At 72.4% G+C, this 22703-nt stretch carries 20 protein-coding genes, 1 pseudogene and 1 riboswitch; of the genes and pseudogenes, 12 read left to right on the plus strand and 9 right to left on the minus strand.

Annotated features, from left to right (window positions below; translation table 11 throughout):
- The first annotated feature begins 36 nt into the window (after nt 1–36).
- Nucleotides 37–1044 (plus strand): ROK family protein, encoded by a 1008-nt coding sequence (locus GXP74_RS25740; protein WP_182453614.1) that lies wholly within the window; start codon nt 37–39, stop codon nt 1042–1044.
- 106 nt (nt 1045–1150) lie between these two features.
- Nucleotides 1151–1822 carry a FadR/GntR family transcriptional regulator gene (locus GXP74_RS25745; protein WP_182453615.1) on the plus strand — a complete coding sequence of 224 codons (672 nt, stop codon included), beginning with the start codon at nt 1151–1153 and terminating at the stop codon, nt 1820–1822.
- Nucleotides 1823–2119: 297 nt separating this feature from the next.
- Here GXP74_RS25745 and GXP74_RS25750 read toward each other — a convergent pair whose 3' ends face one another.
- From GXP74_RS25750 to GXP74_RS25770, 6 genes and pseudogenes are all read right to left on the minus strand, one after another.
- Entirely contained in the window at nt 2120–3916 is a 1797-nt protein-coding gene (locus GXP74_RS25750) for an alkaline phosphatase family protein (protein WP_182453616.1), read from the minus strand.
- A 135-nt stretch (nt 3917–4051) separates the two neighbouring features.
- Nucleotides 4052–4192, minus strand: a pseudogene (locus GXP74_RS40965) (VOC family protein); the annotation flags it as partial.
- 69 nt (nt 4193–4261) lie between these two features.
- Nucleotides 4262–5611 (minus strand): MFS transporter, encoded by a 1350-nt coding sequence (locus GXP74_RS25755; protein ID WP_225448185.1) that lies wholly within the window; start codon nt 5609–5611, stop codon nt 4262–4264.
- On the minus strand, nt 5608–6228 hold the full coding sequence (locus GXP74_RS25760) for a helix-turn-helix domain-containing protein (RefSeq protein ID WP_225448186.1): 621 nt from the start codon (nt 6226–6228) through the stop codon (nt 5608–5610). Before GXP74_RS25760 ends, GXP74_RS25755 begins: the two co-directional genes overlap by 4 nt.
- A 112-nt stretch (nt 6229–6340) precedes the next feature.
- Nucleotides 6341–7255 carry a hypothetical protein gene (locus GXP74_RS25765; RefSeq protein WP_225448187.1) on the minus strand — a complete coding sequence of 305 codons (915 nt, stop codon included), beginning with the start codon at nt 7253–7255 and terminating at the stop codon, nt 6341–6343.
- Entirely contained in the window at nt 7252–7905 is a 654-nt protein-coding gene (locus GXP74_RS25770; RefSeq protein ID WP_182453617.1) for an RNA polymerase sigma factor, read from the minus strand. The genes GXP74_RS25765 and GXP74_RS25770 overlap by 4 nt, the downstream gene beginning before the upstream one ends.
- A gap of 191 nt (nt 7906–8096) precedes the next feature.
- Here GXP74_RS25770 and GXP74_RS25775 point away from each other — a divergent pair, with 191 nt between their 5' ends.
- From GXP74_RS25775 to GXP74_RS25785, 3 genes are all read left to right on the plus strand, one after another.
- Complete coding sequence (locus GXP74_RS25775; RefSeq protein WP_182453618.1) at nt 8097–8858, plus strand: SDR family oxidoreductase; 762 nt, start codon at nt 8097–8099, stop codon at nt 8856–8858.
- A 269-nt stretch (nt 8859–9127) separates the two neighbouring features.
- Nucleotides 9128–9916 (plus strand): DUF4118 domain-containing protein, encoded by a 789-nt coding sequence (locus tag GXP74_RS25780; RefSeq protein ID WP_182453619.1) that lies wholly within the window; start codon nt 9128–9130, stop codon nt 9914–9916.
- Between the two features lie 130 nt (nt 9917–10046).
- A complete protein-coding gene (locus GXP74_RS25785; protein WP_182453620.1) occupies nt 10047–10652 on the plus strand; it encodes a TlpA disulfide reductase family protein in 606 nt (201 codons plus the stop codon).
- Nucleotides 10653–10773: 121 nt separating this feature from the next.
- Here GXP74_RS25785 and GXP74_RS25790 read toward each other — a convergent pair whose 3' ends face one another.
- Nucleotides 10774–11265: a universal stress protein gene (locus GXP74_RS25790; protein WP_182453621.1), complete on the minus strand. Its 492-nt coding sequence runs from the start codon at nt 11263–11265 to the stop codon at nt 10774–10776.
- 401 nt (nt 11266–11666) lie between these two features.
- Between GXP74_RS25790 and GXP74_RS25795 the strand changes: the two genes are divergently transcribed.
- The 3 genes from GXP74_RS25795 to GXP74_RS25805 all read left to right on the plus strand — a co-directional run bounded on the left by GXP74_RS25795 (nt 11667) and on the right by GXP74_RS25805 (nt 14887).
- Nucleotides 11667–12047, plus strand: a complete 381-nt coding sequence (locus tag GXP74_RS25795; protein WP_182453622.1) for a hypothetical protein — start codon at nt 11667–11669, stop codon at nt 12045–12047.
- 120 nt (nt 12048–12167) lie between these two features.
- Nucleotides 12168–13367, plus strand: coding sequence for a serine hydrolase (locus GXP74_RS25800; protein WP_182453623.1), 1200 nt, complete (start codon nt 12168–12170; stop codon nt 13365–13367).
- A 122-nt stretch (nt 13368–13489) separates the two neighbouring features.
- Entirely contained in the window at nt 13490–14887 is a 1398-nt protein-coding gene (locus tag GXP74_RS25805; protein WP_225448188.1) for a S9 family peptidase, read from the plus strand.
- Nucleotides 14888–14962: 75 nt separating this feature from the next.
- Here the strand turns inward: GXP74_RS25805 and GXP74_RS25810 are convergent, their stop codons facing one another.
- The gene (locus tag GXP74_RS25810) at nt 14963–16339 is read right to left on the minus strand and encodes a condensation domain-containing protein (RefSeq protein ID WP_225448189.1); all 1377 of its coding nucleotides are present in this window, start codon (nt 16337–16339) and stop codon (nt 14963–14965) included.
- Nucleotides 16340–16644: 305 nt separating this feature from the next.
- Here GXP74_RS25810 and GXP74_RS25815 point away from each other — a divergent pair, with 305 nt between their 5' ends.
- On the plus strand, nt 16645–17919 hold the full coding sequence (locus GXP74_RS25815; protein ID WP_182453625.1) for a chitinase: 1275 nt from the start codon (nt 16645–16647) through the stop codon (nt 17917–17919).
- A 57-nt stretch (nt 17920–17976) separates the two neighbouring features.
- Here the strand turns inward: GXP74_RS25815 and GXP74_RS25820 are convergent, their stop codons facing one another.
- Complete coding sequence (locus GXP74_RS25820; RefSeq protein WP_225448190.1) at nt 17977–18603, minus strand: TetR/AcrR family transcriptional regulator; 627 nt, start codon at nt 18601–18603, stop codon at nt 17977–17979.
- 145 nt (nt 18604–18748) lie between these two features.
- Here GXP74_RS25820 and GXP74_RS25825 point away from each other — a divergent pair, with 145 nt between their 5' ends.
- From GXP74_RS25825 to GXP74_RS25835, 3 genes are all read left to right on the plus strand, one after another.
- A complete protein-coding gene (locus GXP74_RS25825; protein ID WP_182453626.1) occupies nt 18749–20269 on the plus strand; it encodes an MFS transporter in 1521 nt (506 codons plus the stop codon).
- Nucleotides 20270–20472: 203 nt separating this feature from the next.
- Nucleotides 20473–20585, plus strand: a riboswitch (SAM riboswitch).
- A gap of 31 nt (nt 20586–20616) precedes the next feature.
- Nucleotides 20617–20712 (plus strand): putative leader peptide, encoded by a 96-nt coding sequence (locus GXP74_RS42290; RefSeq protein WP_370468462.1) that lies wholly within the window; start codon nt 20617–20619, stop codon nt 20710–20712.
- A 338-nt stretch (nt 20713–21050) separates the two neighbouring features.
- A complete protein-coding gene (locus GXP74_RS25835; protein ID WP_225448191.1) occupies nt 21051–22649 on the plus strand; it encodes a LuxR family transcriptional regulator in 1599 nt (532 codons plus the stop codon).
- The last annotated feature ends 54 nt before the right edge of the window (nt 22650–22703 follow it).

Here is a 22703-nt window from a genome sequence, read left to right on the forward strand (position 1 = left end):
GGCGACCGCCCCCGCCGAACCGACCGAAGGCCCGCCATGAGCTCCACGCAGACCGAAGCTCCGCACTCCCCCGCCGCCAGTCCCCGGCTGTCCGCCGTGGACCCGGGTGGCCCGCTGGTGGCCGCCCTCGACATCGGCGGCACCAAGATCGCGGGCGGGCTGGTCGCCGCCGACGGCACGCTGCTGCACCAGGTGCGGCGCCCCACCCCGGCCCGCGAGCCGGGCCCGGCCGTGCTGCGGGCGGTGCACGAGGTACTGGACCTGCTCGCCGGGGATCCGCGCTGGGCGCGGGTGGACGCCCTGGGCATCGGCAGCGCCGGTCCGGTCGACATCGCCCGTGGCACCGTGAGCCCGGTCAACATCCCCGGGTGGCGTGACTTCGCGCTGGTGGATCAGGTCTCGGCGCACCCGGCCGCCGCCGGGCTGCCGGTGGTCCTGGGCGGCGACGGGGTGGCCATGACCGCAGCCGAGCACTGGCGCGGCGCCGCCCGGGGCTACGCGGACGCGCTGTGCCTGGTGGTGTCCACCGGGGTCGGCGCGGGCCTGGTGCTGAACGGCGCGGTGCACACCGGCCGTACCGGCAACGCCGGGCACCTGGGCCATATCAGCGTCGACCTGGACGGCGAGCCCTGCCCCTGCGGATCGCGCGGCTGCGTGGAGGGACTGGCCAGCGGTACCGCCATCGCCCGTCGGGCGCTGCGCGACGGCTGGCAGCCGACCGGCGCCGACGCCTCCGCGGCGGCGGTGGCGGCGTCCGCGCTCGCGGGCGACCCGATCGCGGCCGCCGCCTTCGACCGGGCGGCGCGGGCACTGGCCGCCGGGATCGCGGCGACCGCGACCCTGGTGGAGCTCGAACTGGCGGTGGTCGGCGGCGGGGTGGCCGCCGCCGGGGAGGTGCTGTTCGCACCGCTGCGGCGGCACCTGGCCGAGTACGCCACGCTCCCCTTCGTCGCCGGGCTGCGGGTCGAACCCGCCCTGCTGGGCACCGAGGCCGGACTGATCGGCGCCGCCGCCCTCGCCGTCCCGCACCGCAGCCCGCGCTGAGCCCGCCGCCCGCTCGTGCGGCCGCCCCGCTGGGACCGGTGGTGGCGGGGCGGCTGCATACTGGGCGGCTGCATACTTGGTGCACGGGATCGATGGAGGGCTGGGCGTGGCTGTCACCGACGAGGCAATCGGGAAGATCAAGGAGATGATCGTCTCCGGGGTGCTGCGTCCGGGCGACCGACTGCCCAAGGAGGCCGACCTGGCCGCCGAGCTGGGGCTGTCCCGCAGCTCGCTGCGGGAGGCGGTGCGCGCCCTGTCGCTGCTCAACATCCTGCACGTGCGCCAGGGTGACGGCACCTACGTCTCCAGCCTGGACCCGCTGCTGCTGCTGGAGGCGGTCACCTTCATCCTGGACTTCCACCAGGACGACACCGTGATGCAGGCCTTCCAGGTCCGCGCCGTGCTGGAGCCCGCGGCGACCGAGATGGCCGCCCAGCGCATCGACGACCAGCAGCTGGCCGAGCTGCGCACGCTGCTGGACAGCCTGGGCGACGACCCGAGCATCGAGCAACTGGTCGCCAACGACCTGGAGTTCCACCGGGGCATCGCCGCCGCCTCCGGCGTGCCGCTGCTCTGCTCGCTGCTGGAGACGATCACCGGGCCCACCGTGCGGGCCCGGGTCTGGCGCGGCGTCACCCAGGACGACGCGGTCGCCCGCACCCTGGCCGAGCACCGCTCGATCCTCGACGCCCTGGAGTACCGCGACCCGGTCACCGCCCGCGCCTGGGCCAGCATCCACATCTCCAACATCACCCGCTGGCTGGCCAACACCCTGTAGCCGAACCCCGTAGCCGACCCGCGGTCCGGGCTTGCCGCCCGGCCTTCGGCTCGCTCCCGCTGTCCGCCGCCGGTCCTGGTCGCCGGGGCGACCACCTACCTGCCGCCGCTCCACTGACCCACCGGCCGCGTTCACCGTGTTCGGTGACGGGTGACATGCCATCAATTCTAGCGACGCTAGATAGTATTGCGATACTAGATATATCATCGCTACAGCCGCTGGCACCGCCACCGCAGCGGCGCGCCGCCGTCGGCCGGCCCAGCGACCCGACCGACGGCGGCACCCTGCGGACTCGCCTCAGCCGACCGTCAGCGTGAGCGGTCCGGCCAGGGCGGTGTAGCCGCCGTCGTAGAGGTACCAGACGGCGTAACTGCCGGGCCCGCTGAGGCTGCTGGTACTGAAGTTCAGGCTGCCGCTACTGCCGGGGGCGTACTGCCAGGTGGTGGACGCCTTGCTGCCCGGGGTCACGCCGACCGGGTAGACGCCGATCCAGTTGCTGGAGCCGGCGGTCGCCGTCGGGGTGGAGTACTGGAAGGTGACGCCGGCCCCGTTGGCGACCGTGGGTGTGGCCGTGGTCAGCGTGCTGGTCGGGGCCGGGGCGCCGCTCGGGTCGAAGGCGTCGTTGAGCGGCGTCGCGTAGGTGTCGTTGGCGGTGATGCCGGGCACCCCCAGCGCGGCCTCGATGGTGCGGGCGGTGCTGTAGTGGTCGTACCGGGTGGCGCTGACGGTGCCCGCCGGGACGGTGCCCTGCGAGCCGACGACGATCGCCGCGACGTGGTTGTCCGGCTCGCTGCTGTCCTCGTCCCAGGTGACGATCAGCAGTGACTTCTGCGTGGTCCAGGCCGGGGAGGCGAGCACCGGGGCCAGTGTCTGCCGCAGCCAACCGTCCTGCGTCTTCAGGCTGGTGGCGCTGCCGTTGCCGGAGGACTCACCGTCGTAGTAGTCGTCGGCCGCGAGCCAGGAGAAGTTCGGGGTGGTGGCCGCGCTCTTCAGGTCGGTGGTCAGCTGCCCGGTGTCGAACAGGTGCGCCTGGCAGCGGGCGGTGTTGCCGCTGACGTCGGTGAAGTTGATGAACGGCGCGTCGTCCGGCTCGTAGTACGAGTCGTACTGGGTGGTGGTGTTGCAGGGGGTGCCCATGCCCTGCTCGTACGCCTTCCAGGTCTTTCCCTGGGCCTCCAGCTCGTCGCCGAGGTTGCTGTTCGGGTCCTTGATGTTCGGCCAGTAGGTCGCCCCGGTGGTGTAGGTGTCACCGCCCGCTATCGCCATGTAGTTCTCGTCGCTGGGGTGGTAGACCGCGTGGTAGTCGCTCATGGTCGCGCCCTGCGCCATCAGGCTGTGCAGGTACGGGGTGTCCGTCGGGTCGCCCATGATCTGGTTGTAGTCGGTGTTCTCCATCATGACCATGAACACGTGGTCGTAGCCGGGCACCTTGGACACCGGCGGGGCCAGCGCCGCCGCGGTGACCGGGGTGGACAGCGTCAGCGACAGGTTGTCCAGGTAGCCGGACTCCCCCGAGCTGTCCAGGAACTGCACCTGGACCAGCACCGACCGGCTGCCCGCCGGGACCGACCCGGTCGCGCTGCGGGCTAGGAAGGAGGTGGCGTCCGAGCGGTTCGCGGCGGAGACGGTGGGCAGGTCCACCACCGGGCCGAGCGGCTGCCCGGTCGCGCCCCGGAACTCCAGCGACACCTGCGCATAGCCCGCGTACGTGGTCCAACCGCCTTCCCAGCCGGACAGGTTGTAGCTCACGCCGCCGGTGTCGATCGCGGTCGCGGCCGAGGAGAGGTCCACGGTCTGCGACATCTCCCCGTCGCCCTGGTTGCCCGGCGCGAAGAAGGCCTTGCCGGGCGCGGGACTGGTCGGGTAGCCGAAGCCGCCCGCCGAGTAGCAGATCACGTCCGGACTCCCGGACTCGACCGTCCACCCCGGTATGGTGGTGGCGGCCGTCCAGTCGGTGGTGCAGTACCCGGCCTCGGCGTCCCCGTTCACGATCAGGTTGCCGCTGGTGCCGGCCGCTGTCGCGGCCGGGGCCGCCACCAGCAGGGCGCCCAGCAGCGCCAGGACACAGCCGATGGATCTCCAGTGCAGTCGCATCTTCGGTAGCCTCTCCCATGTCCATGATCACTCGCCATGGCCATGCCATTGCTACCAGCAGCGTCTGGCCCGCAGGGAAACTCCGCAAGACACCGGACCGACGGGAAGGTGCCGCGTCCTCCCCCGGGACGCGGGTCAGCCGATCTGTTCGGCCAGGGCGACCACGATACCCGCCGGACCACGCAGGTAGCAGAGTCGGAAGACGTCCTCGTACCCCGCCACCCCGCCGAGGAGTTCGGCGCCGTGGGCGCGCAGCCGGGTGACGGTGTCGTCGATGCGCGCCGGGCCAGGTAGGCACCAGGACGTCGGACATCCGGTCCGTGACCCGGTGTCAGCGACCGGCGCTCACACCGCGGTGGTCGCCGTCTCGGTCGCGGCCTCCGTCGCCGTCTCGGTCGTGGTCGCCGTCTCGGTCGTGGTCGTGGGGGTGGCGACCGGGTCCGGCTCCTGGCGCGTCCGGGCCGCCTCGGCCAGCGCGGCGTCGATCCGCCTGTTGCTGGTCAGCCGGGCCGCGAGGGCCGTCATCAGCACCAGTATCCCGGCCCCGGTCAGGAACGGCGCGCGCAGCCCGGCGGCGTGCCCGAGCCAGCCACCGAACAGCGCGCCGACCGGTCCGGCGCTCATCGCGGTCAGCCGCGACGCCGCCGTGACCCGGCCCATCAGCTCGTCCGGCACGATCGCCTGCCGGACCGAGGGACCGAGCGTCATCGTCGCGCCCATCGCCGCCCCGAGCGCGGCCAACCCGATCCCGGCGAGGTACGCGTTCGGTGACCCGCCGATGCCCAGCAGCGCGGCGGCCTCGACGCCCGCGGTCAGGGTCAGCGCGCCACCGGTGCCCAGCCGGGCGCCGAGCCAGCCGGCCGCGAGGGTCCCGGCCAGACCGCCGACCGCCTCGGTGGTGAGGAACACGCCGTAACCGGCCGTGCCCAGGTGCAGCGTCTCGTGCGCGTAGAGCGCCAGCACCGCGCCGGTCCCGGCGAACGCGAAGTTGCCGACCGCCGGGCGCAGCGACAGTCCGAGCAGAAGGCGGTGGTGGATCAGGTACGAGGCGCCGGCCCAGGCGTCCTTCAGGATCAGGGTCTTCGGCTTGGCCGCCTTCCTCGGCGTCGCCGGCAGCGTGCGGATCGTCAGGGAGCTGAACAGGAAGGAGGCGGCGTCGGCCACGAACGGCACGGTGCGGCCGAGCGCGAACAGGAGGCTGCCGACCGGCGGACCGATGAACCCGCCGCAGGCGCGCTGAGCGGCCTGCAGGCGGGAGTTGGCGCGATGAAGGTCCTGCGTCCCGCGGCCCAGGAGCTCCGGGACGTAGGCCGTCGACGCGGTGTCGAACAGGACGCCGCCGATCCCGAGCAGGAAGCCGATCGCGATCAGCACGGCGATGTCCAGCAGCCCGGCGGCGACCGCGACCGCGGCGGCCACCAGCAGGGCGCAGCGGCACAGGTCGACGGCCACCATCGTGCGGCGGCGGTCCCAGCGGTCGACGAGTGCGCCGCCGATCAGGCCGAAGAGCAGCCAGGGCAGGAGGGTGACGGCCTCCATGATCCCGAAGACGGTGGAGTCGCGGGTCAGTGTCAGGGCGAGCAGCGGCAGTGCCGAGTAGTAGACGCCGTCGCCGAGCGAGGAGACGGCCGAGGCGGCCCATATGCGGTGGAACGCGCCGGGCAGTGCGACCCGGTCGGTGCGCTGCTCGGTCACGAGGAGGGTGTTCCGTTCTCGGGAGGGGGCGTGGTGTCATATGGCACGGTGTCATGTGCCATGGCATCGTGCGGCTTGGTGTCCTGCGGCCGGTAGACCGCGGAGAAGAAGTCCGCGGCCGGCTGCTCCGGATCGTGCAGCGCGGTGAGCTCGGCGTGCAGCGCGGCCACCTTCTCCACGGCCAGCTCGAAGTTCTCCCGGCTCAGCCGCAGGTGCTTGAGCCGCAGGTGCTTGTCCGCCCCGTCCGGAGCGTCCTCGACGTCCGCCAGGGCGTGCCGCATCAGGATGTCGGGCTGTCCGGCCCCGCTCATGGGGAGCTGGAACCCGCGGCCCATGCCGTAGTAGAGCTCGGTGACCCCGCGCACCTTCCGGGTGTCCACGATCCGGATCAGCCCGGCCTTGGCGAGCACCTTGACGTGGTAGTTCGAGCTGCCCTTGGCGATCCCGAGGCGGGCGGCGATCTGGGTGACCGTGGCCGGGCCGTCGCGCAGCACCCGCAGTACCCGGTGGCGCGTCAGGCTGCCGATGGCATGCAGCTGTTGGTCGGTCTCGATGCGGACGATGTCGTCGCCGGGGGTGCCCGCAGGCTCGGTGGGTTCGGTGGGTTCAGCGCTCACGCAAGCAATGGTCAATATTCATTGACCATCTGTCAAGGGAAGGACGTACGCCTGGAAGCCGCTGCCCGCCGAAGACGGTCTCGGAGGCAGCGGCTACCGGGCGCCGAGTCGGCTACTGGCTGTAGATCTCCTTGCCGGACGCGTCGTAGGCGTGGACGTAGGGGCTCGGCCCCTCGAAGAACGAGGTGGAACCGGCCGAACCGGTGGTGGCGAGGGCAGCCGTGTAGAGGAACGCCCCGCCTGCCATGATCGCCGGGTACTGCTTCGGGTCGTTGCCGTAGCTGATGGTGATCTTGGCGACGTCCGACGCGTAGTGCCCGGCACCCAGCAGGACGTACTGCCCCTGGCCGGCGGGCTCGCCGACGCTGTCGAAGTACTCAAGGAGGTGGCCGGGGCTCCACAGCCGGTTGTTGATGAACGTCGCCGGGCTGTCCTGACTGGTGCCCTTCCGGCCCTTGGTCTCGCACTGCACGTACTGGTCGGCGGAGTTGACGGCGACGACCGCGCCGTCCCAGTCCGACGAGGCGACCGGAGTGCGGACGGCGATCACCGCCTGGTACTGCGAGGCGTCCGCACCCAGGCAGGAGGCCAGGATCTCGCTGACGGTCCCGGAGTCGATCGGGGTCGTCGTCTCGCTGGCGACCGTGAACGCGGGGGCCGACGCCCCGGAGCCGGTGCCGCCCCCGCTTGACCCGGTGCCTCCCGCCGCGCTCGGACCGGGCGACGCGGTGGCGCTCGTCGGACTGGCGGGGCTCGTCGGGCTGGCGGGGCTCGTCGGGCTTCCGGTGCCGAGCGGGGTGGCGGCGAGACCCGTCCTGGGCGTCCCGTGCCCGCCGAGAACGACCACGGCCGTGACGCTCATCGCCGCGACACCGGCGGCGACCCCCAGCGGCAGCGCCCACCCGCGTCGCAGCGAGGTCGGCAGGTCCTCCGGATCGATCCGCATCAGCAGTTCCTCGCGGATCCGCCGGTGGTTCGGCAGATCGCGATCGCGGGGAGCCGCGGGAACACCCTGTGGGTCATTCATCGTGCGACCTCCTCCTTACTGACGGGATTCTTCGGACCGAACGACATCGGAACCGTCGGGCCGCCGACAGCGCCGAGGTCGTCCTTCAGCCTCCGCCGCGCCCGGTGCAGTCTGGACTTCACCGTTCCGACCGCGACCCCCAGCGCCGTCGCGGCGGCCTGCTGGTCCAGGCCCGACCACACGCAGAGCTCGACGACCTCGCGTTCGTGGCGCGGAAGCCGCGTCAGCGCCCGGTGGATCTCGGACATCCGGCGTTCGTCGTCGACCCGTCCGGCGACGCGGTCGGCGTGGTCGCCCACCGGCTCGTCGTGCGAGATCAGCCGATGCAGCAGAGCCTCGGCCCGCCGCAGCCGCCGCCTGGTGTTCGACAGCAGGTGGTCGGCGATGCCGAGCAGCCACGGCAAGGCCGAGTCGCGGTCCAGTACGGTCTCCGATCGCCGACGCCAGGCGTGCAGGAACACGGTCGACGTGAGGTCCTCGGCCTCGGACCAGTCGGCCGTACGCCGGAACAGGTGGTTGTAGACCGCCTTGGCATGCCGGTCGAAGATCCTACCGAACGCCTCCCGGTCACCGTCGACGGCCAGCGCCCACAACTCCCGATCGGATATCGGTCCGACCGATGCGGAGGGAGCAGCGTCGTTCAGTTCCATGTCCTATAGGTGTCCGGCAACCGGCCGAAGGTTCCCGAGATCCGAATCTGTTCGGAATCAGCGTCTCATGTGCTGCGTATCGCTTCACATAGTGAGACGTTTGTTCTTGGATTGTGATATGGAGTAGGCTCTGCCGCAGCTGGAAGTGGGAAGCGGGGGCGCCCATCGCGCCCGAATCCAAAGGGGTACCCATGGACTTGAGGATCGCGGGCAAGGTCTTCCTGATCACCGGCGGGACCAGGGGCCTGGGCCTCGCCGCCGCCCGGGCCCTGCTGGCCGAAGGCGCCCGGGTGGTGGTCTCCTCCCGCAGTCAGGACGCGGTCGATGAGGCCGTGGCGGCACTGGGCAGCCCGGAGAACGTCCTGGGCCTGGCCGCCGACAATGCCCACGCCGGAGCGGCCGACCAGGTGACGGCCGACACCCTGCGACACTTCGGCCGCCTGGACGGCGTGCTGATCAGCGTGGGCGGGCCGCCCACCGGTGCGATCACCACGATCACCGACGAGCAGTGGCGGGACTCCTTCGAGTCGGTCTTCCTGGGCGCGTTGCGCTTCGCCCGCGCCGCCGCACCCGTGCTCCCGCCCGACGGGGCGATCGGCTTCGTGCTGTCCCTGTCGGTGAAATCCCCGTGGCCGAACATGGGCGTCTCCAACGGCCTGCGCCCGGGGCTCGCCATGGCCGCCAAGACGCTGGCCGATGAACTGGGGCCACGCGGCATCAGGGTCAACGGCTTCGTCGTCGGCTCGATCGCCACCGATCGCCTCAGAAGCCTGGAGCAGGCCAATGACGACCCGGAGCGGGCCCGCGCCGAGCGAACCGCCAACATCCCCCTGCGACGCTACGGCACACCCGAGGAGTTCGGCCGCATGGCCGCCGTCGTCCTGTCACCGACCGCGTCCTACGTCACCGGAAGCATGATCCACATCGACGGCGGCGCCCTGCGCACCCTGTGACCCAGAACGCCGCGCGAGCCGGCAGCAGAGCTGGAGCGGCTTGTCCGGGGGCAGGCGGCCGAGGCCCGGGACGAGCGGGGCTGACCCGTCGGGGCCATGCCCGACCGCGCCGAGCCGGGGCCGACAAAATCGCGTCAAGGCTGGTCAGCCGGGCGGATGCGGGGGTGCTGAGCGGGATTACGCTGCTGGTGCCGGGTCGGCCACCGGGGTCGGTGCGGCGTGCCGCGCTCCGCTCCGGGGTGCGGTCTGGATCGTCCGGGAGGCGCGCCATGATCGCCCTGCACCGGTATCGGGACCGCTTCGCTCTGGTCGCCGCCCTCGCCGTACCACCGGCGGTGGCCGCACTGCTGATCCCGCTGCGCACCGTACTGCCCGTCGCCAACGCCGCGCTGATCCTGGTGGTGATCGTGGTCGCGGTGGCTGCCAACGGGCACCGCACGGCCGGGGTGCTGACCGCGCTCTCGGCGGCGCTGTGGTTCGACTTCTTCCTCACCCAGCCCTACTACCGCTTCGCGATCAACGGCCGGGACGACATCGAGACCACCGTACTGCTGCTGGTCGTCGGCATCGCGGTGACCGAACTGGCGCACCGGGGACGGCGGATGCACGGGATCGCGGTCGTCGGCGGCGCGCAGGCGGGCGGCGTCCGGCGGACGGCGGAGCTGGTCGCCGCGGACGTCCCCACCGACGCCGTGCTGGACGAGGTGGCCGGGCAGCTCACCAGTCTGCTGGCGCTGCGCGGTTGCCGCTTCGTCGTGGACGAACCCACCACCTATCCCCCGGTGCTGCGGCCGGACGGCAGTCTGCGCTGGGGCAGTTCGCTGTGGGACGTGGCCGCCCTCGGGTTCCCCAGCGACGAGATCGAGTTGCCCGCGCGCTTCCAGGGCCGCCCGCTCGGACGCTTCATGCTGCTGCCGACACCGGCCACCGCGCCCAGCGTCACCGCCAGGCAGACGGCGGTGGTCCTGGCCGACCTGGTCGGCGCGAAGCTCGCCGGCCACAGCCCCGGCGGCCGACCGCACAACGTCCGACCGGAACAGGTCGCCCACGGCGGTTGAGGCCACGGCGGTTGAGGCCACAGCGGTTGAGGCCACAGCGGTTGAGCGCACGGCGGGTGGCGTTGGCGACGGGCGGGGCCGGGGCAGCCCTGCCGTCCGGGCGCCACCGCCGCTGTGGAAGGCTTGCCGCATGACTCGCCCAACCCGTGCGTACCTATCCACAACTCTGGCGTCCGCCGCAGCGGTAGCCCTGGCGCTCGCACTCAGCGCCTGCTCGGGTGCGGCGGGCAGCGGCGCCATCGCCACCAACGAGCAGATCCCGGGCTACGGCGAGGTCACCACCGTGCCGCTCGCGCACCGCGGTTCACCGATCGAGCTCAAGGGCGACGACCTCGACGGCAAGCCGCTCAGTCTCGCCTCCTACCGGGGCAGGGTCGTGGTGGTGAACATCTGGAGCTCCACGTGCTCGCCGTGCCGGGCGGAGGCCTCCGGCTTCGAGTCGGTCTTCCGGACCGACGCGGCCAAGGGCGTGCAGTTCCTCGGCATCGACACCCGGGACCTGCAACTGCCCGAGTCCCGGGCCTTCGTGAGCGCCCACGGCCTCACCTACCCGGACTTCTACGACCCGGACGGCTCCCTGCTGCTCCAGTTCCCCGCCGGTACCGTCGACCCGCAGAGCGTGCCGTCAACTGTGGTGATCGATCGTCAGGGACGAGTAGCGGCACGGGTGTTGGACTCCATGACCAGCACCGAACTGGCTCAGGTGATCGCGCCGGTGCTGGCGGAGAAGTCCTGACGCCACCGGGTCGTGGGCGTGGGCGTGGGCGCGGGCGTGGTCGTGGGCGTGGGCGTGGGCGTTGATGTGGGCGTGGGCGTGGACGCGACGGTTGGCGCGACCGTGGGTGTGGGCGACCGGCTCAGTTCTCGTACCCGACACCGGCGTGGCAGTGCGCCGGGGTCCCGACCCAGGCGGCGAGTTCCGGGTGTTCCGCGCGCGGCACGATCAGTACCTCGCAGGCCGCGTGGGTCCAGCAGTGCCTGGTCACCGCGCCGTGCACGACGTGACCGGCCGCGCCGGGCCGCCCGCTGCCGACCACCAGCAGGTCTCCCGGGCGGTCCGCCGTGGTCACCAGCGCCCGTCCGGGTTCGGACCGCAGCACCAGCGGGTGGATCCTGATCCCCTCGGGGATGCCGCCGAAGGCCAGTTCGAGCACCGTGTCCAGGCGCTCGCGCGCGCTGTGCCGCAGCTCGGACAGCGGGCGCAGCGGGTCGCCTTCCGCCGCCGTCCAGGCGATGACCGGGACGAGCAACGCGTCCCGCTTGCGCGCCTCCGCCGCCGCGCGCCGGACGACGTCCGGGCTGCGGTGCGAGCCGCTGACCCCCACGATGACGCGAACGCTTGAGTACATGGCGATCCTCTTCCTGCTTCACCGGCCGTTCGCTGCTGCTGCGGCCCCCACCTCCATGGGACCGCGCTCCGGGCCGGTCAGCGGTGATCATTGACGCGAGGTCTACACCGCGGCCCGGCATTTTGACGGGCTCTTGACCGGGGGCTCCACCAGTCGGGGTCCAGCCGAGGTCAGTCGGGGGTCGGCGCCGGGGGCGCGGTTGCGACCGCCGACCATAGCAAGTTTTTGCGTCGTCTTCTTGCGATAATTTCGCGATCTGCGCGATGTATTGCGCCCCCATGGCGCGATGGCTACCGTTTGCTGCGGCCGGCCCGTGGCCGTGTGCCGCACCCCCGTCCCGCTCGCCCCACCTCCTCCGCTTGTCCGCGCCCGCATTCGAACGCCCGAAGGACGGAGATCCCGTGAGACCCAGAGCAATCCTCGCCGCCGCCGCGGTGGCCGCAGCCACCGTGATCGTCCCCGTGACCGCCCCCGCCGCCAGCGCCGGTACCCCCGGCTGCGGCACCTCCACGATCACCTCCGCGACCACCACCAGCATCGTCATCACCGAGACGCCGATCTGCGCGGGTGAGAGCTACGCGAGCCTGTGGCTGAACATCCCGATCGCCAACGGCTGGCAGGGTGTCGGGTACTGGACCACCGTCCCGACCACCACCTCCAGCGGCCAGCTCGTCTACACCTGCCAGGGCAACGCCTACAACACCTTCCAGTTGCAGCAGTCGAGCGGCGGGTACGGCACCGCCACCATCTTCACCGACGACTGCGGGCCGCAGGAGCCGTAGCGCCCCGGGCGGGGGCGTGCCCTGGTGCCGCCCCCACCTGCTCGGGGATGAGCTGAGCCGTCCGCGCGCGCCCGCCGTGTCGCGCCCGCGCGGCGCCGGGCCGGTGCCGACAATGGTGCGGTGACCGATCTGAGCGGCATTCTGCGGGCGCGTGTCGATGACGGCGCGCTGCCGGGGGCGGTGGGCCTGGTGGCCCGCGGCGACCGGGTGGAGGTGGCGGCCGTCGGCTCGGCCGACACCGGCGGCGGTACGCCGATGGCCCGGGACTCCATCTTCCGCATCGCCTCGATCAGCAAGCCGATCACCGCCGCCGCGGTGCTGGCACTGGTCGACGACGGCCGGATCGCGCTGCCGGACCCGGTCGCCGACTGGCTGCCGGAGCTGGCGGCGCCGCTGGTGGTGCGCACCCCGGCGAGCCCGCTGGACGACCTGGTCCCGGCCGCCCGGCCGATCACCGTGACCGACCTGCTGAGCTTCCGCGCCGGGTGGGGCTTCCCGTCCGACTTCTCGCTCCCGGCGGTCGAACCGCTGTTCAGCGTGCTGAGCCAGGGCCCCTACCTGCCGCACACGGTGCCGCCGACGGACGAGTGGATGGCCCGGCTGGCCCGGATCCCGATGCTGCGGCAGCCGGGCGAGGCATGGCTGTACAACACCTGCGCCGACATCCTGGGCGTGCTGGTGGCCCGGGTCTCCGGCCGGTCGCTGCCGGAGTTCCTGGCCGAGCGGATCTTCGTACCGCTGGGCATGGACGACACCGGCTTCACCGTCCCGGCCGCCAAGCGCGACCGGTTCACCAGCTACTACCGGGGCGACGGCGCGGGCGGCCTGGAGCTGCTGGACGCCCCCGATGGGCAGTGGAGCAGCCTGCCGGGCTTCCCCTCCGCCGCCGGGGGGCTGGTCTCCACCGCCGACGACTGGCTCGCCTTCGCCCGGATGCTGCTGGCCGGGGGCGCCGCCGACGGCGCGGGCCACGGGCGACGGGTGCTGTCGCCGGAGTCGGTCCGGCTGATGACCAGCGACCAGCTGACCGAGGCGCAGCGCGACGCCGGCCGGTTGTTCCTGGAGGGCCAGGGCTGGGGCTTCGGCGGATCGGTGGACGTCGCCCGGATCGACCCGTGGAACGTGCCGGGACGCTACGGCTGGGTCGGTGGCAGTGGCACCGCGGCCCACCTCACCCCGGCCACCGGTACCGTCAGCGTCCTGCTCACCCAGGTGCAACTGACCGGTCCGACGCCGCCCCCGCTGCTGCGCGACTTCTGGCGCTACGCGGCCGACGCGGCTCCGCCCGGCAACGCGTACCAGCCTCAGCCCACGGGTTGACCACAGCAACGGGTCCGCGCGGCAGCATGGTTGACGCGGATCCGGCGGGCCCGGTCGGCGCTCCCGCGGCGCGGGGCGGCGGTCCTGGTCAAGCGCGTCCATGTGCCCGGAAAGGAACCAGCATGTGCCCTGTTCAGGACCCTCCCGTCGGCGGCCGCCCGTCCCGACGCGGTGTGCTCGCCTCGCTCGCGGCGGCCGGTAGCGGGGCACTGGCCCTCGGTGGAGCCGCGTCGGCCGCGGCGGCCACACCGAGGGCCGCCACCGCGGCACCGTCGTCCGGCCCCGGTGCCACGCAGCTGCTCGCGGCCTCCGACCTCAACTTCAACGCCCTGTTCGCGTTGGGGGGTTCGGGCCAGCACAGCGGTGAGGTGGGGGAGGTACTGACGGCCGTCAACGCGATCAACGCGGCCGGAGCGGACTACCAGACGTTCACCGACACCTTCCACGCGCTGGGCGACCGGTTGGCCCGTCAGGCCGCCGACGCGGGCGCGGACGGGCGTCCGCAGAGTCGGCGCCGGCTCTCGCTGCGGGCCGCGCAGTACTACGCCCAGGCGCTGTACTTCGTCCTCGGGACCAGTGGGCACGCGCGGGAGGAGGCGGTCTACCGCCGTGGTCGCGACTGCTGGGACACCTTCGCCTCGCTCTGCGAGCCGGCCGCGGTGCGCGCCACCGTGCCCTGGGGGCGCGCCCGGATGCCGATCTGGTTCTTCCGCCCCGACTCCTCGGACCGGCCGCGGCCCACGGTCATCCTGGGCAACGGCAGCGACGGCCAGAACGTCGACATGTGGACCTACGGTGTCGCGGCCGCCCTGGAGCGCGGCTGGAACGCGCTCGTCCACGACGGCCCCGGCCAGGGGCAGTTGCTCTTCGTCGACCAGATCCCCTTCAGCAGCCGCTGGGAGAGCGTCATCAGCCCACTGGTCGACTGGCTGTACCGGCGTCCCGAGGTGGACCGGTCCCGCATCGCGCTGACCGGGATGAGCATGGGCGGCAACCTCGCCCCTCGGGCCGCGGCCTTCGAGCACCGGTTGGCCGCGTTGGTCGCCATGCCCGGCTGCGTCTCGCCCTGGGACGCCTTCCCCGCCGACATCCGCGGCATCGTCGGCAGGGACAAGGCGAAGACCAACCGGATCTGGAACGAGGAGATCGTTCCGCACCTGTCCGCCGTCGACCGGTTCACCTTCCAGAAGCGCCTGGAGGGCTTCTCCCCCGCCGCCATGCGGGCCGCGCGCGCGGGCGAGCTCCTCACCGACTTCTGGACCCCCGCGCAGGTGCTGATCGCGTTGGACATCAGCGCCGTGGCATCCCGGATCACCGCCCCGACCCTGGTCCTGGACTACGACGACGAGCAGTTCTACCCGGGTCAGCCGAGCGAACTGTACGGCCTGCTGCGGGCCCCCAGGGACTACGTCAGGCTGACCGCGGCGGAGGGCGCCCAGCTGCACTGCTCCCCGATGGCCCCGCAGCGCCACTGCCAGGTGGTCTTCGACTGGCTGCAGGGGATCCTCGACCACCGGTAACGGCTGTCGACGGTGCGGTAGTTCGCGGTCGGCCGACCACCTCCCGCTTTCTGACGCACCGTCATTCCCGTCGCGTCAGTCGGCGCCCAGGGCGACCGCCTCGTTCACCACCAGTTCCTCGATCCCGTGGAGCAGCGCCTCGATGTCCGGCTTCGGCAGTCGGCCGGGGTCCGCCGTGACCGACAGTTCCACGGAGCCCGGGGCGTGTTGGGCGTCCAGGGCGAAGCTGGCGCCGAGGCGCGGCGGGCACTCCTCCGGCCAGCTCAGTGTGGTCAGCGGCCTCGACCGGACCAGCGGCAGCTTGGACGGGTCGCCCTCCACCGGGTAGTGCGGCACCAGGTCACGGCGGTCGTTGAAGATGCAGCTGCGGTCGGCGACCGTGCCCTCCTGCTCCAGCATCCGCTCGATGTCCTGGTCCAGCAGCCGCTTCCGGTAGTAGGCGTTGCGGTAGGTGGACAGCGTGACCGCCTGGGCGCGGCGCAGCACCTCGGCGAACTCGCGCTCGGAGTGCGGTAGATGGAGCAGTCCTTCCTGCGCCACCGTGCTCACCGCGTGGGTCAGGTCGGAGCGGAACCGGTTGCTGACCACCACCTGGAACATCGGGTCCGGGGTGCCGGTCAGCCGGAACAGCATCACCGACGCCGCCGCCAGCAGCACCGAGGAGCTCCCCACCCGGTGCCCGGCCGAGACCAGGTCCACCGCGCGGGCCAGCGACGGCGAGTTCAGCACCGCGAGCGGGAAGGTCTCGGCCGGGGGTCCGGCCGGGGGCTCCGCGAAGACCGCCCGGGGGCCGAGCCGCAGCTTCTTCGCCCAGAACTCACGGGCTCCGGCGTCCCGTTTGCGGCCCCGTTCCGAGGTCTGGAAGGCGGCCTCGTCGAGCGGCCGCAGGTACGGGTACCGCTGTCGCAACCGTTCCGGCGACTCGCCACCGGCCAGGGCGAACAGGTCCATCACCGCCCGGGACAGGCCCCAGCCGTCCACCGCCGTATGGGACAGGCAGAACCCCACGAAGGTCATCAGTCCGCCGGTGTCCACCACCGCGATCCGGATCGGCAGCTCGACGGCGCAGTCGAACGACGTCGCGACCAGCCCGGCCAGCAGTTCGCGTCCCCGCTCCTCGGCGTGGTCCGCGTCGGCCTCCAGCAGGTGCACCGGGACGCTTCCCTCGGCGTCCAGGAACTGGCGCAGCTCACCGTTCCGGTCCGGTGCCAGCCGGGTCCGCAGCGACGGGTGCAGTCCGAGCAGCTTCGGCACGGCCTCCAGCACCCGGGGTACCGGGATTCCCGGCTCCACCGGGAAGCCGATGAAGATGTTGTAGTGGTGGGCCCCCTCGCCCAGCACGCGCACCGCGTCCCAGATGGCCTGCTGGCCCCAGGTGGCCGGCCCGGTGCCGGAACTCCCGGACGAGAAGCCGACGTTCTCCACTCGACTCACACGCGTAGTCACGGTCATTCCCGGAGTTTCGCGTACCTCCAGCCCCGGTGTCGAGACCTCTCCGACCGCTTCGACCACGTCGTCCGCCTCGGCGCGTCCGGCCGCGTGGCGGCGCTTCGGATCACCCGTCGGCCGTGGCGCCGGGCGAGTCGTACGACCGGTTCACCGCCGTTCGCCTGTTGCCGGGTGGGCCGCCAACTCGCCTCATTGGTATAGACCTTGACACCCCATCGGCCGCCGGGCCAGATTGTCCGTGCACGCGCGGCGCCGGCCCGGGACCGCTCGCGTGGCGTGTCCCCGTCGACATCACCTGAGGTGGAATGATGCGAAGAGTCACAGCCTGCTTCCTGAGTCCGGCGGTCGCCCTGCTCGTCGCCTCCGGCGCCCTGTTACTCACCGACGGGACGAGTGCGGCCTCCGCACCGCTGCCCGCCTCGGCGCAGCGGGCGCTCGGCAGCAACTGGTACGCGGCCGCGCCGTACGTCGACGTGAACGGCGCCAATCCCCCGGATCTCGGCCAGGTGATGGCCGCGACCGGGCAGAAGGCGTTCGACCTGGCCTATGTCGTCGCCGCCAAGCGCAAGGACTGCGACGCGGTCTGGGCCGGGCGGGCGCACACGCCCGTCTCGGCGGTTCCGGTGGGCGGCGGCGTCGGCAACCTGCAGACCACCGGCGGCGCGCTGGCCGTGAGCTTCGGCGGCCCCACCGGCGTCCCGCTCGGCGAGGCCTGCGGCGACGCGTACGTGACGGCCGACACCGAGGCCACCGTGCTCTACCAACTCGGCGCGAGCGCCCTGGACATCGATGTGGAGGGACCGGAACTGGCTGATCCCGCCGCTGTCGCCGCCGAGATCGGCGCGGCCCAGGTGGAGCAGCAGCGGAACCCGGGGATGTACGTCTCGATCACCGTGCCGACCTCCCCCACCGGGGTGGACAGCGACGTGGTGTCGCTGCTGCGGACCGCCCTCGGCCTCGGCTTCCGGCCGAACAGTTTCACCATCAAGCCGGAGGGCGCCGGCTTCACCGGCGCGGCGTCCGAGATCACCGCGCTCCAGGACTTCAACGCCCAACTGGCCGGTGTCTTCGGCTGGGACCCGGCCACCGCCTACGCGTACGAGGGAATCGACCAGACCGTCGGCCGCACCGGCGAGGGCACCCGGCTCAGTACCGCCGACGCCGCGCGGGTGGTCGACTTCGCCCTGGCCAACAGGATGAGCAGGTACACCTTCTGGTCGGTCGGCCGGGACCGTCCGTGCGCTCCGGCGAGCGGGCTGACCGTGGGATCGGGCACGTGCAGTGGCGTGTCCCAGACGCCCTACCAGTTCACCGGCTACGCGGCGACGTTCGCGCAGGGCACGAGTCCGGAGCCGTCACCGAGTCCCACCTGGACCCCGAGCGGCAGCGCCAGCCCGAGCGCCTACCCCAGCTGCTACCCGCTGTGGAATCCGACCGCGTCCTATTCGGCCGGGCAGGGTGTCAGCGAGCCGGGCGAATGGAACTGGACGGCCGCCCAACCGAATGTCGGCGACTCCCCCTCCCCCGGCTCCAGCTACTGGAACTCCGTGGGTCAGTGCGGAGGCCCGTACGGCCAGTCCTGACGGATGGTCAGTTGTCGGCGCGACGGGGTCTCCCCGCCGCGCCGACGGCGTTCCCGGCTACGCCGCCGCCCGGCCCACCGCGGGGACGGCCGGGCAGCGCAGGCTGTCCATGGTGAACGAGAGCAGCCGGTCGACGTCGGCCGAGCCGCCGGACTGCTCGCACACCCAGGCGACGCCGCTGACGAGTTGCAGCACCTCCGCGGTGGTGGCGTCGGGCCGGATCACCCCGGCCTGCTGGCCGTGCTCCAGCAGTAGCGTCCCGGCCTCGGCCATGACCTGACAGGAGGGGTTGAGCGGCGAGTTCTGGTTGCCCATGGAGGGGACCAGCGCCGCGACCAGGCCCCGGTAGACGCTCATGTGGGAGACCAGCGAGCGCAGCCAGACGGCGAGCGCGGCGGCCGGGTCGGGACCGGCGACCAGCTCCCGCGCCTCGGTCAGCACCGCCTCCGTCCAGTCCTGCGCGACCGCGTCCAACAGCGCCTCCCTGGTGGGGAAGTGACGGTAGAGAGTGGCCACGCCGACGCCCGCCCGCTTGGCGATGTCGTCGAGGAAGACGTCCGCTCCGTGCTTGGCGAAGGAGTCCCTGGCCTCGGCCAACAGCCGTTCGTAGTTGCGGCGGGCGTCCGCGCGCATCGGGCGGGCGGCGGGGCGGGGTGCCGCCGGGCCTGCGGGCGTCTTCTCCATCACGCGCTCCTGGTTGCCAATCGGAGGAGTCCTCCGTATTATCCGTTACTGAAGGGGAGGATACCTCCGTTTCCAAATATGTGCGCGCCTGCCGCCGGCCGAGCCGGTCTCGCGCGGCGCGCACCGACCCGACCACGGGAGAGTCGTGACCGAGAACAGCGTCGCACTGGACAACCCTGGTACCAAGAATCCGGACGGCTCGCCGTCCGGCCCCGCCCCCCGCACCGGTCTGGCCCTCGCCGTGATCCTGACCTGCCAGTTGATGGTGGTGCTCGACTCGGCGGTGGTGACCATCGCCCTGCCCGACATTCAGCGCACCCTGCACTTCTCCACCGTCGGCCTGTCCTGGGTGCAGAACGCCTACATGCTGGCCTTCGGTGGCCTGCTGCTGCTCGGCGGACGCACCGGCGACATCTTCGGCCGCCGCAAGACCTTCATCTACGGCGTCGGCCTGTTCACCATCGCTTCGCTGGTCGGCGGCCTGGCCAACTCGTCCGGGCTGCTGCTGGTCGCCCGCGCGGCCCAGGGCCTCGGCGCCGCGGTCGCCGCGCCCAGCACCCTGGCCCTGATCATCACCACATATCAGGACGCCACGAAGCGCGCCCGGGCGATCGCCCTCTACTCCACCGTCACTGGCGCCGGGGCCGCGATCGGCCTGATCCTCGGTGGTGTGCTCACCACCGAGGCCTCCTGGCGCTGGGTGTTCTTCATCAACGTGCCCTTCGGCGTGGCCGTGGTGCTGCTCACCCCGCTGGTGATCCGCGAGCCCGAGCGGATCCGCGGACGGCTGGACATCCCCGGCGCGCTGACCGCGACCGCCGGAACCGTCGCCCTGGTGTACGGCTTCATCCGGGCCGCCTCCAACGGCTGGGGCGACGGCGCCGCGATCGGCTCGCTGGTGGCCGCGGTGGTCCTGCTGGTCGGCTTCGTGCTGATCGAGGCCCGCACCCAGCAGCCGCTGGTGCCGCTGGGCCTGCTGGCGCAGCGCACCCGGGGCGGGTCCTACCTGGCCCTGCTGCTGGTCGCCGCGTCGATGTTCGGCATGTTCTTCTTCCTCACCCAGTACCTCCAGAACGTCCTCGGCTACAGCCCGCTGCGCGCCGGATTCGCGTTCCTGCCGTTCGCGGTGTTCATGTTCGTCGGCGCGGCCGTGGTGCAGCCGCTGGTGGCCAAGCTCGGCGGTGTTGCCGTGCTGATCGCCGGAACGGTGCTGGTCGGCGTCGGTCTGCTGTGGCTGACCCAGGTCGGCGCCGGCACCAGCTACGCGGGCGGGGTGCTCGGCCCGGTGGTGCTCTTCGGCCTCGGCGGCGGATTCGCCTTCGTGCCGCTGAGCCTGGCCATCCTCGGCGGCGTGCCGCCGGAGGACTCCGGCACCGCCTCCGGCATCCTGCAGGCGACCCAGCAGGTCGGCGGCTCGCTCGGGACCGCCGTCCTGGTCACCTTCTTCAACACCGCTGTGCGTCACCCCGGCGGCCAGATCTCGCTGAACCCGCTGCTGGAGGCCCGCCGGGCGCTGTCGCACGGGGTCGACGTGACGATGGGGGTCTCCGCCGCGTTCGCCGCCGGTGCGCTGCTGCTGATCCTGGCCCTGATCAGGCTGCCGCGCCCGGACGCCGCCGCGCCGTCGGCAGTCGAGGAGGTGGACCAGACCGCCGCCGTGGGCTGACCCCACCGAGGGCCGACCTGGATCGGTCGACGCTCGCCGGACCGGACCCCGCAGCCCGCACCAGGGCCGCGGGGAACGGTCATTTCGGCGTGCCCACGAACGGCCGCCGCGACCGTCCGCGAGGCATTGACTGACGATCCGTCATCGCCGATCCGTGGTTGGACTGTTTGACGGCATTCGCTGCTCGCCATACCCTCTGTTCAGGCAAAGAGCGCCAGCGCGAAACCTCGGTTGGCTGGCCGGCAACCCTCACACTGCGGTGGGGTGCCCCGAGGAAAAGCCCGGTGGCATGGGGGTCATGCCACAAGCGCAGGAAGTTCCGGGGGGTTGCCCGGGTGGAGACTGTCATGCAGCGAGCACATCGCCCCGTCGTCATCCATACCCTGCTCGTGTCCAGGCTCGCCGTAGACCTGGTCCGGATGGCCAGCGCACTCTGTCGTTGACACCGGTTCCACCGGCCCGCCGGGTCCACGTGCCCCGGCCTGGCCGCCCACTGCTCCCTGCCGGTCGCCCCGCACGGTGAATTCCACCGTCCCCTGGAGAAACGAATCCAGGGAGAACCGGGGTCCGGCCATGTTCCGCTTCCTCCGTCACTGAATGGCGGAGCAGCGGTCCACCGGTATGCGCCCGCTCCGGCGGGGGCGCCACGGTTGTGATGATGTGCCGTCAATCGACCTGAACCAGTCTGCCATTCACTCCGGCATTGTTGTGAGGATTCCGGAAATGAGGCAGGTGGTTCCGGGTACGCCGAATGGCGGCGCCCTCCACGAGGAGTCTTTTCATGGAACTGGTTGAACGCGGAACCGAGATCGGCCGACTGCGGGAGGCACTGGCCCGGTGCGCGGACGGAAAGGGGGGCGTGGTCGCGCTGACCGGAGCGGTGGGCTCCGGGCGGACCGAGCTGCTGCACGGCTTCGCCACCGAGGTGGCCCGGGCCGGCGCCGTCCACCTCGGCGCGGTCGGCTCGCCGATGGAGCGCGAACTGCCGCTGGCGCTGCTGGTACAGCTGTTCCAGAACGCGCCGCTCGACGCCTCGGCGGCCGCCGAGGTCTGCGCGCTGCTCACCGAGGGGATCCGCAACGCGGACTCGGACAGCTCCCCGGGGCGGCTCACGGTGAGCGTGCTGCACGGCCTGGCCGGCGCGCTGCTGGCGCTGGCCGAGGCGAGACCGCTGGTCATCAGCGTCGACGACGTGCAGTACGCGGACCCGCAGTCGCTGGAGTGCCTGCTCTACCTGGTCCGCCGGACCCGGCAGTCCCGGGTGCTGGTGGTACTGGGCGAGCGGGAGTTCGCGGTCGCGGCCCATCCGCTGTTCGACACCGAACTGGTCCGGCAGCCGCACTACGACCGGGTCCGGCTGCGGCTGCTGTCCCCCGACGGCTCGGCCCAGCTGCTGGGCGCCCGGCTCGGCCAGGACGCCGCCAAGCGCCTGGCCTCCGGCTTCCACTCGGCCACCGGCGGCAACCCGCTGCTGCTGCGCGCGCTGGTACTGGAGTACGAGTGGGCCCGGGACACCGGGGCCGGGCAGGCCCTGGAGCAGCTGCTGGCCGGCGAGACCTTCCGCCGGGACCTGCTCAGCTGCCTCTACCGGCTGGACCCGGCGGTGCTGGAGGTGGCCCGGGCCCTGGCCGTGGCCGCCGGACCGCAGTCACCGGCGGACCTGGCGGAGCTGGCCGGACTGTCGGAGCGGAGCACCGCCCGCGCGGTCGAGGCGCTGACCGTCGCCGGCCTGCTGTCCCGGGGGGACTTCCGCCACCCGGCGATCCGCGAGCACGTGCTCGGCACCATGACCAGCGAGCAGCAGCGCACCCTGCGCGGCCGGTTGGCGCTGGCCGCCGCCGGGACGCGGACGACCGGCGTCCAACCCGGGGCGAGCGCCCTGCGGCAGCGCTCGGCGGCGCTGCGCGAGGCCGTGGCGGAGCTCCAGGGCTCGGGCCACGACGAGGAGTTGGCACACGCCCTGGCCGACCTCAGCCTGGCCTACCAGGCACTCGGCGAGACCGGGCGGGCGCTGATGACCGCCCGCCGGGCCCTGAAGATCGCCGAGGACCAGGGCCTCGACGCGCTGTGCGAACTGCTGGCGCCGCAGGTCGCCGCGGTGCCGTTCGGGGTGCGCTCGCTGCCCCGGCAGGGGGGTCGGCGCGGCCCCGTGGCAGGGACGGCGCCGCGGATCGAGGACGACAGCGTGACCGAGCTCAGCGACGCCGAGCGGCGGGTGGCCGAACTGGCGGCGCAGGGCCTGATGAACCGGGAGATCGCGGCCAGGCTGTTCATCACGGTGAGCACGGTGGAGCAGCATCTGACCCGGGTCTACCGGAAGTTGGGGGTGACCCGGCGGCTCGACCTGATGCCCAGGTTCGACGCGGACCTCGCCGGGTGAGCCCGGCCGGTGGCCCGGCTCCGACTCCGTCCCGGGCCGCCGGTGGTCCGACCC

The sequence above is a fragment of the Streptacidiphilus sp. P02-A3a genome, assembly GCF_014084105.1.
Lineage (GTDB): Bacteria > Actinomycetota > Actinomycetes > Streptomycetales > Streptomycetaceae > Streptacidiphilus.

Excerpts from the sequence above, each read along its gene's own strand:
- GXP74_RS25740 (WP_182453614.1), top strand. The coding sequence starts at position 37 with ATGAGCTCCACGCAGACCGAAGCTCCGCACTCCCCCGCCGCCAGTCCC.
- GXP74_RS25750 (WP_182453616.1), bottom strand. The coding sequence starts at position 3,916 with ATGCGACTGCACTGGAGATCCATCGGCTGTGTCCTGGCGCTGCTGGGC.
- GXP74_RS25765 (WP_225448187.1), bottom strand. The coding sequence starts at position 7,255 with ATGAATGACCCACAGGGTGTTCCCGCGGCTCCCCGCGATCGCGATCTG.
- GXP74_RS25770 (WP_182453617.1), bottom strand. The coding sequence starts at position 7,905 with ATGGAACTGAACGACGCTGCTCCCTCCGCATCGGTCGGACCGATATCC.
- GXP74_RS25775 (WP_182453618.1), top strand. The coding sequence starts at position 8,097 with ATGGACTTGAGGATCGCGGGCAAGGTCTTCCTGATCACCGGCGGGACC.
- GXP74_RS25780 (WP_182453619.1), top strand. The coding sequence starts at position 9,128 with ATGATCGCCCTGCACCGGTATCGGGACCGCTTCGCTCTGGTCGCCGCC.
- GXP74_RS25785 (WP_182453620.1), top strand. The coding sequence starts at position 10,047 with ATGACTCGCCCAACCCGTGCGTACCTATCCACAACTCTGGCGTCCGCC.
- GXP74_RS25790 (WP_182453621.1), bottom strand. The coding sequence starts at position 11,265 with ATGTACTCAAGCGTTCGCGTCATCGTGGGGGTCAGCGGCTCGCACCGC.
- GXP74_RS25805 (WP_225448188.1), top strand. The coding sequence starts at position 13,490 with ATGTGCCCTGTTCAGGACCCTCCCGTCGGCGGCCGCCCGTCCCGACGC.
- GXP74_RS25810 (WP_225448189.1), bottom strand. The coding sequence starts at position 16,339 with ATGACCGTGACTACGCGTGTGAGTCGAGTGGAGAACGTCGGCTTCTCG.
- GXP74_RS25815 (WP_182453625.1), top strand. The coding sequence starts at position 16,645 with ATGCGAAGAGTCACAGCCTGCTTCCTGAGTCCGGCGGTCGCCCTGCTC.
- GXP74_RS25820 (WP_225448190.1), bottom strand. The coding sequence starts at position 18,603 with ATGGAGAAGACGCCCGCAGGCCCGGCGGCACCCCGCCCCGCCGCCCGC.
- GXP74_RS42290 (WP_370468462.1), top strand. The coding sequence starts at position 20,617 with ATGCAGCGAGCACATCGCCCCGTCGTCATCCATACCCTGCTCGTGTCC.
- GXP74_RS25835 (WP_225448191.1), top strand. The coding sequence starts at position 21,051 with ATGGAACTGGTTGAACGCGGAACCGAGATCGGCCGACTGCGGGAGGCA.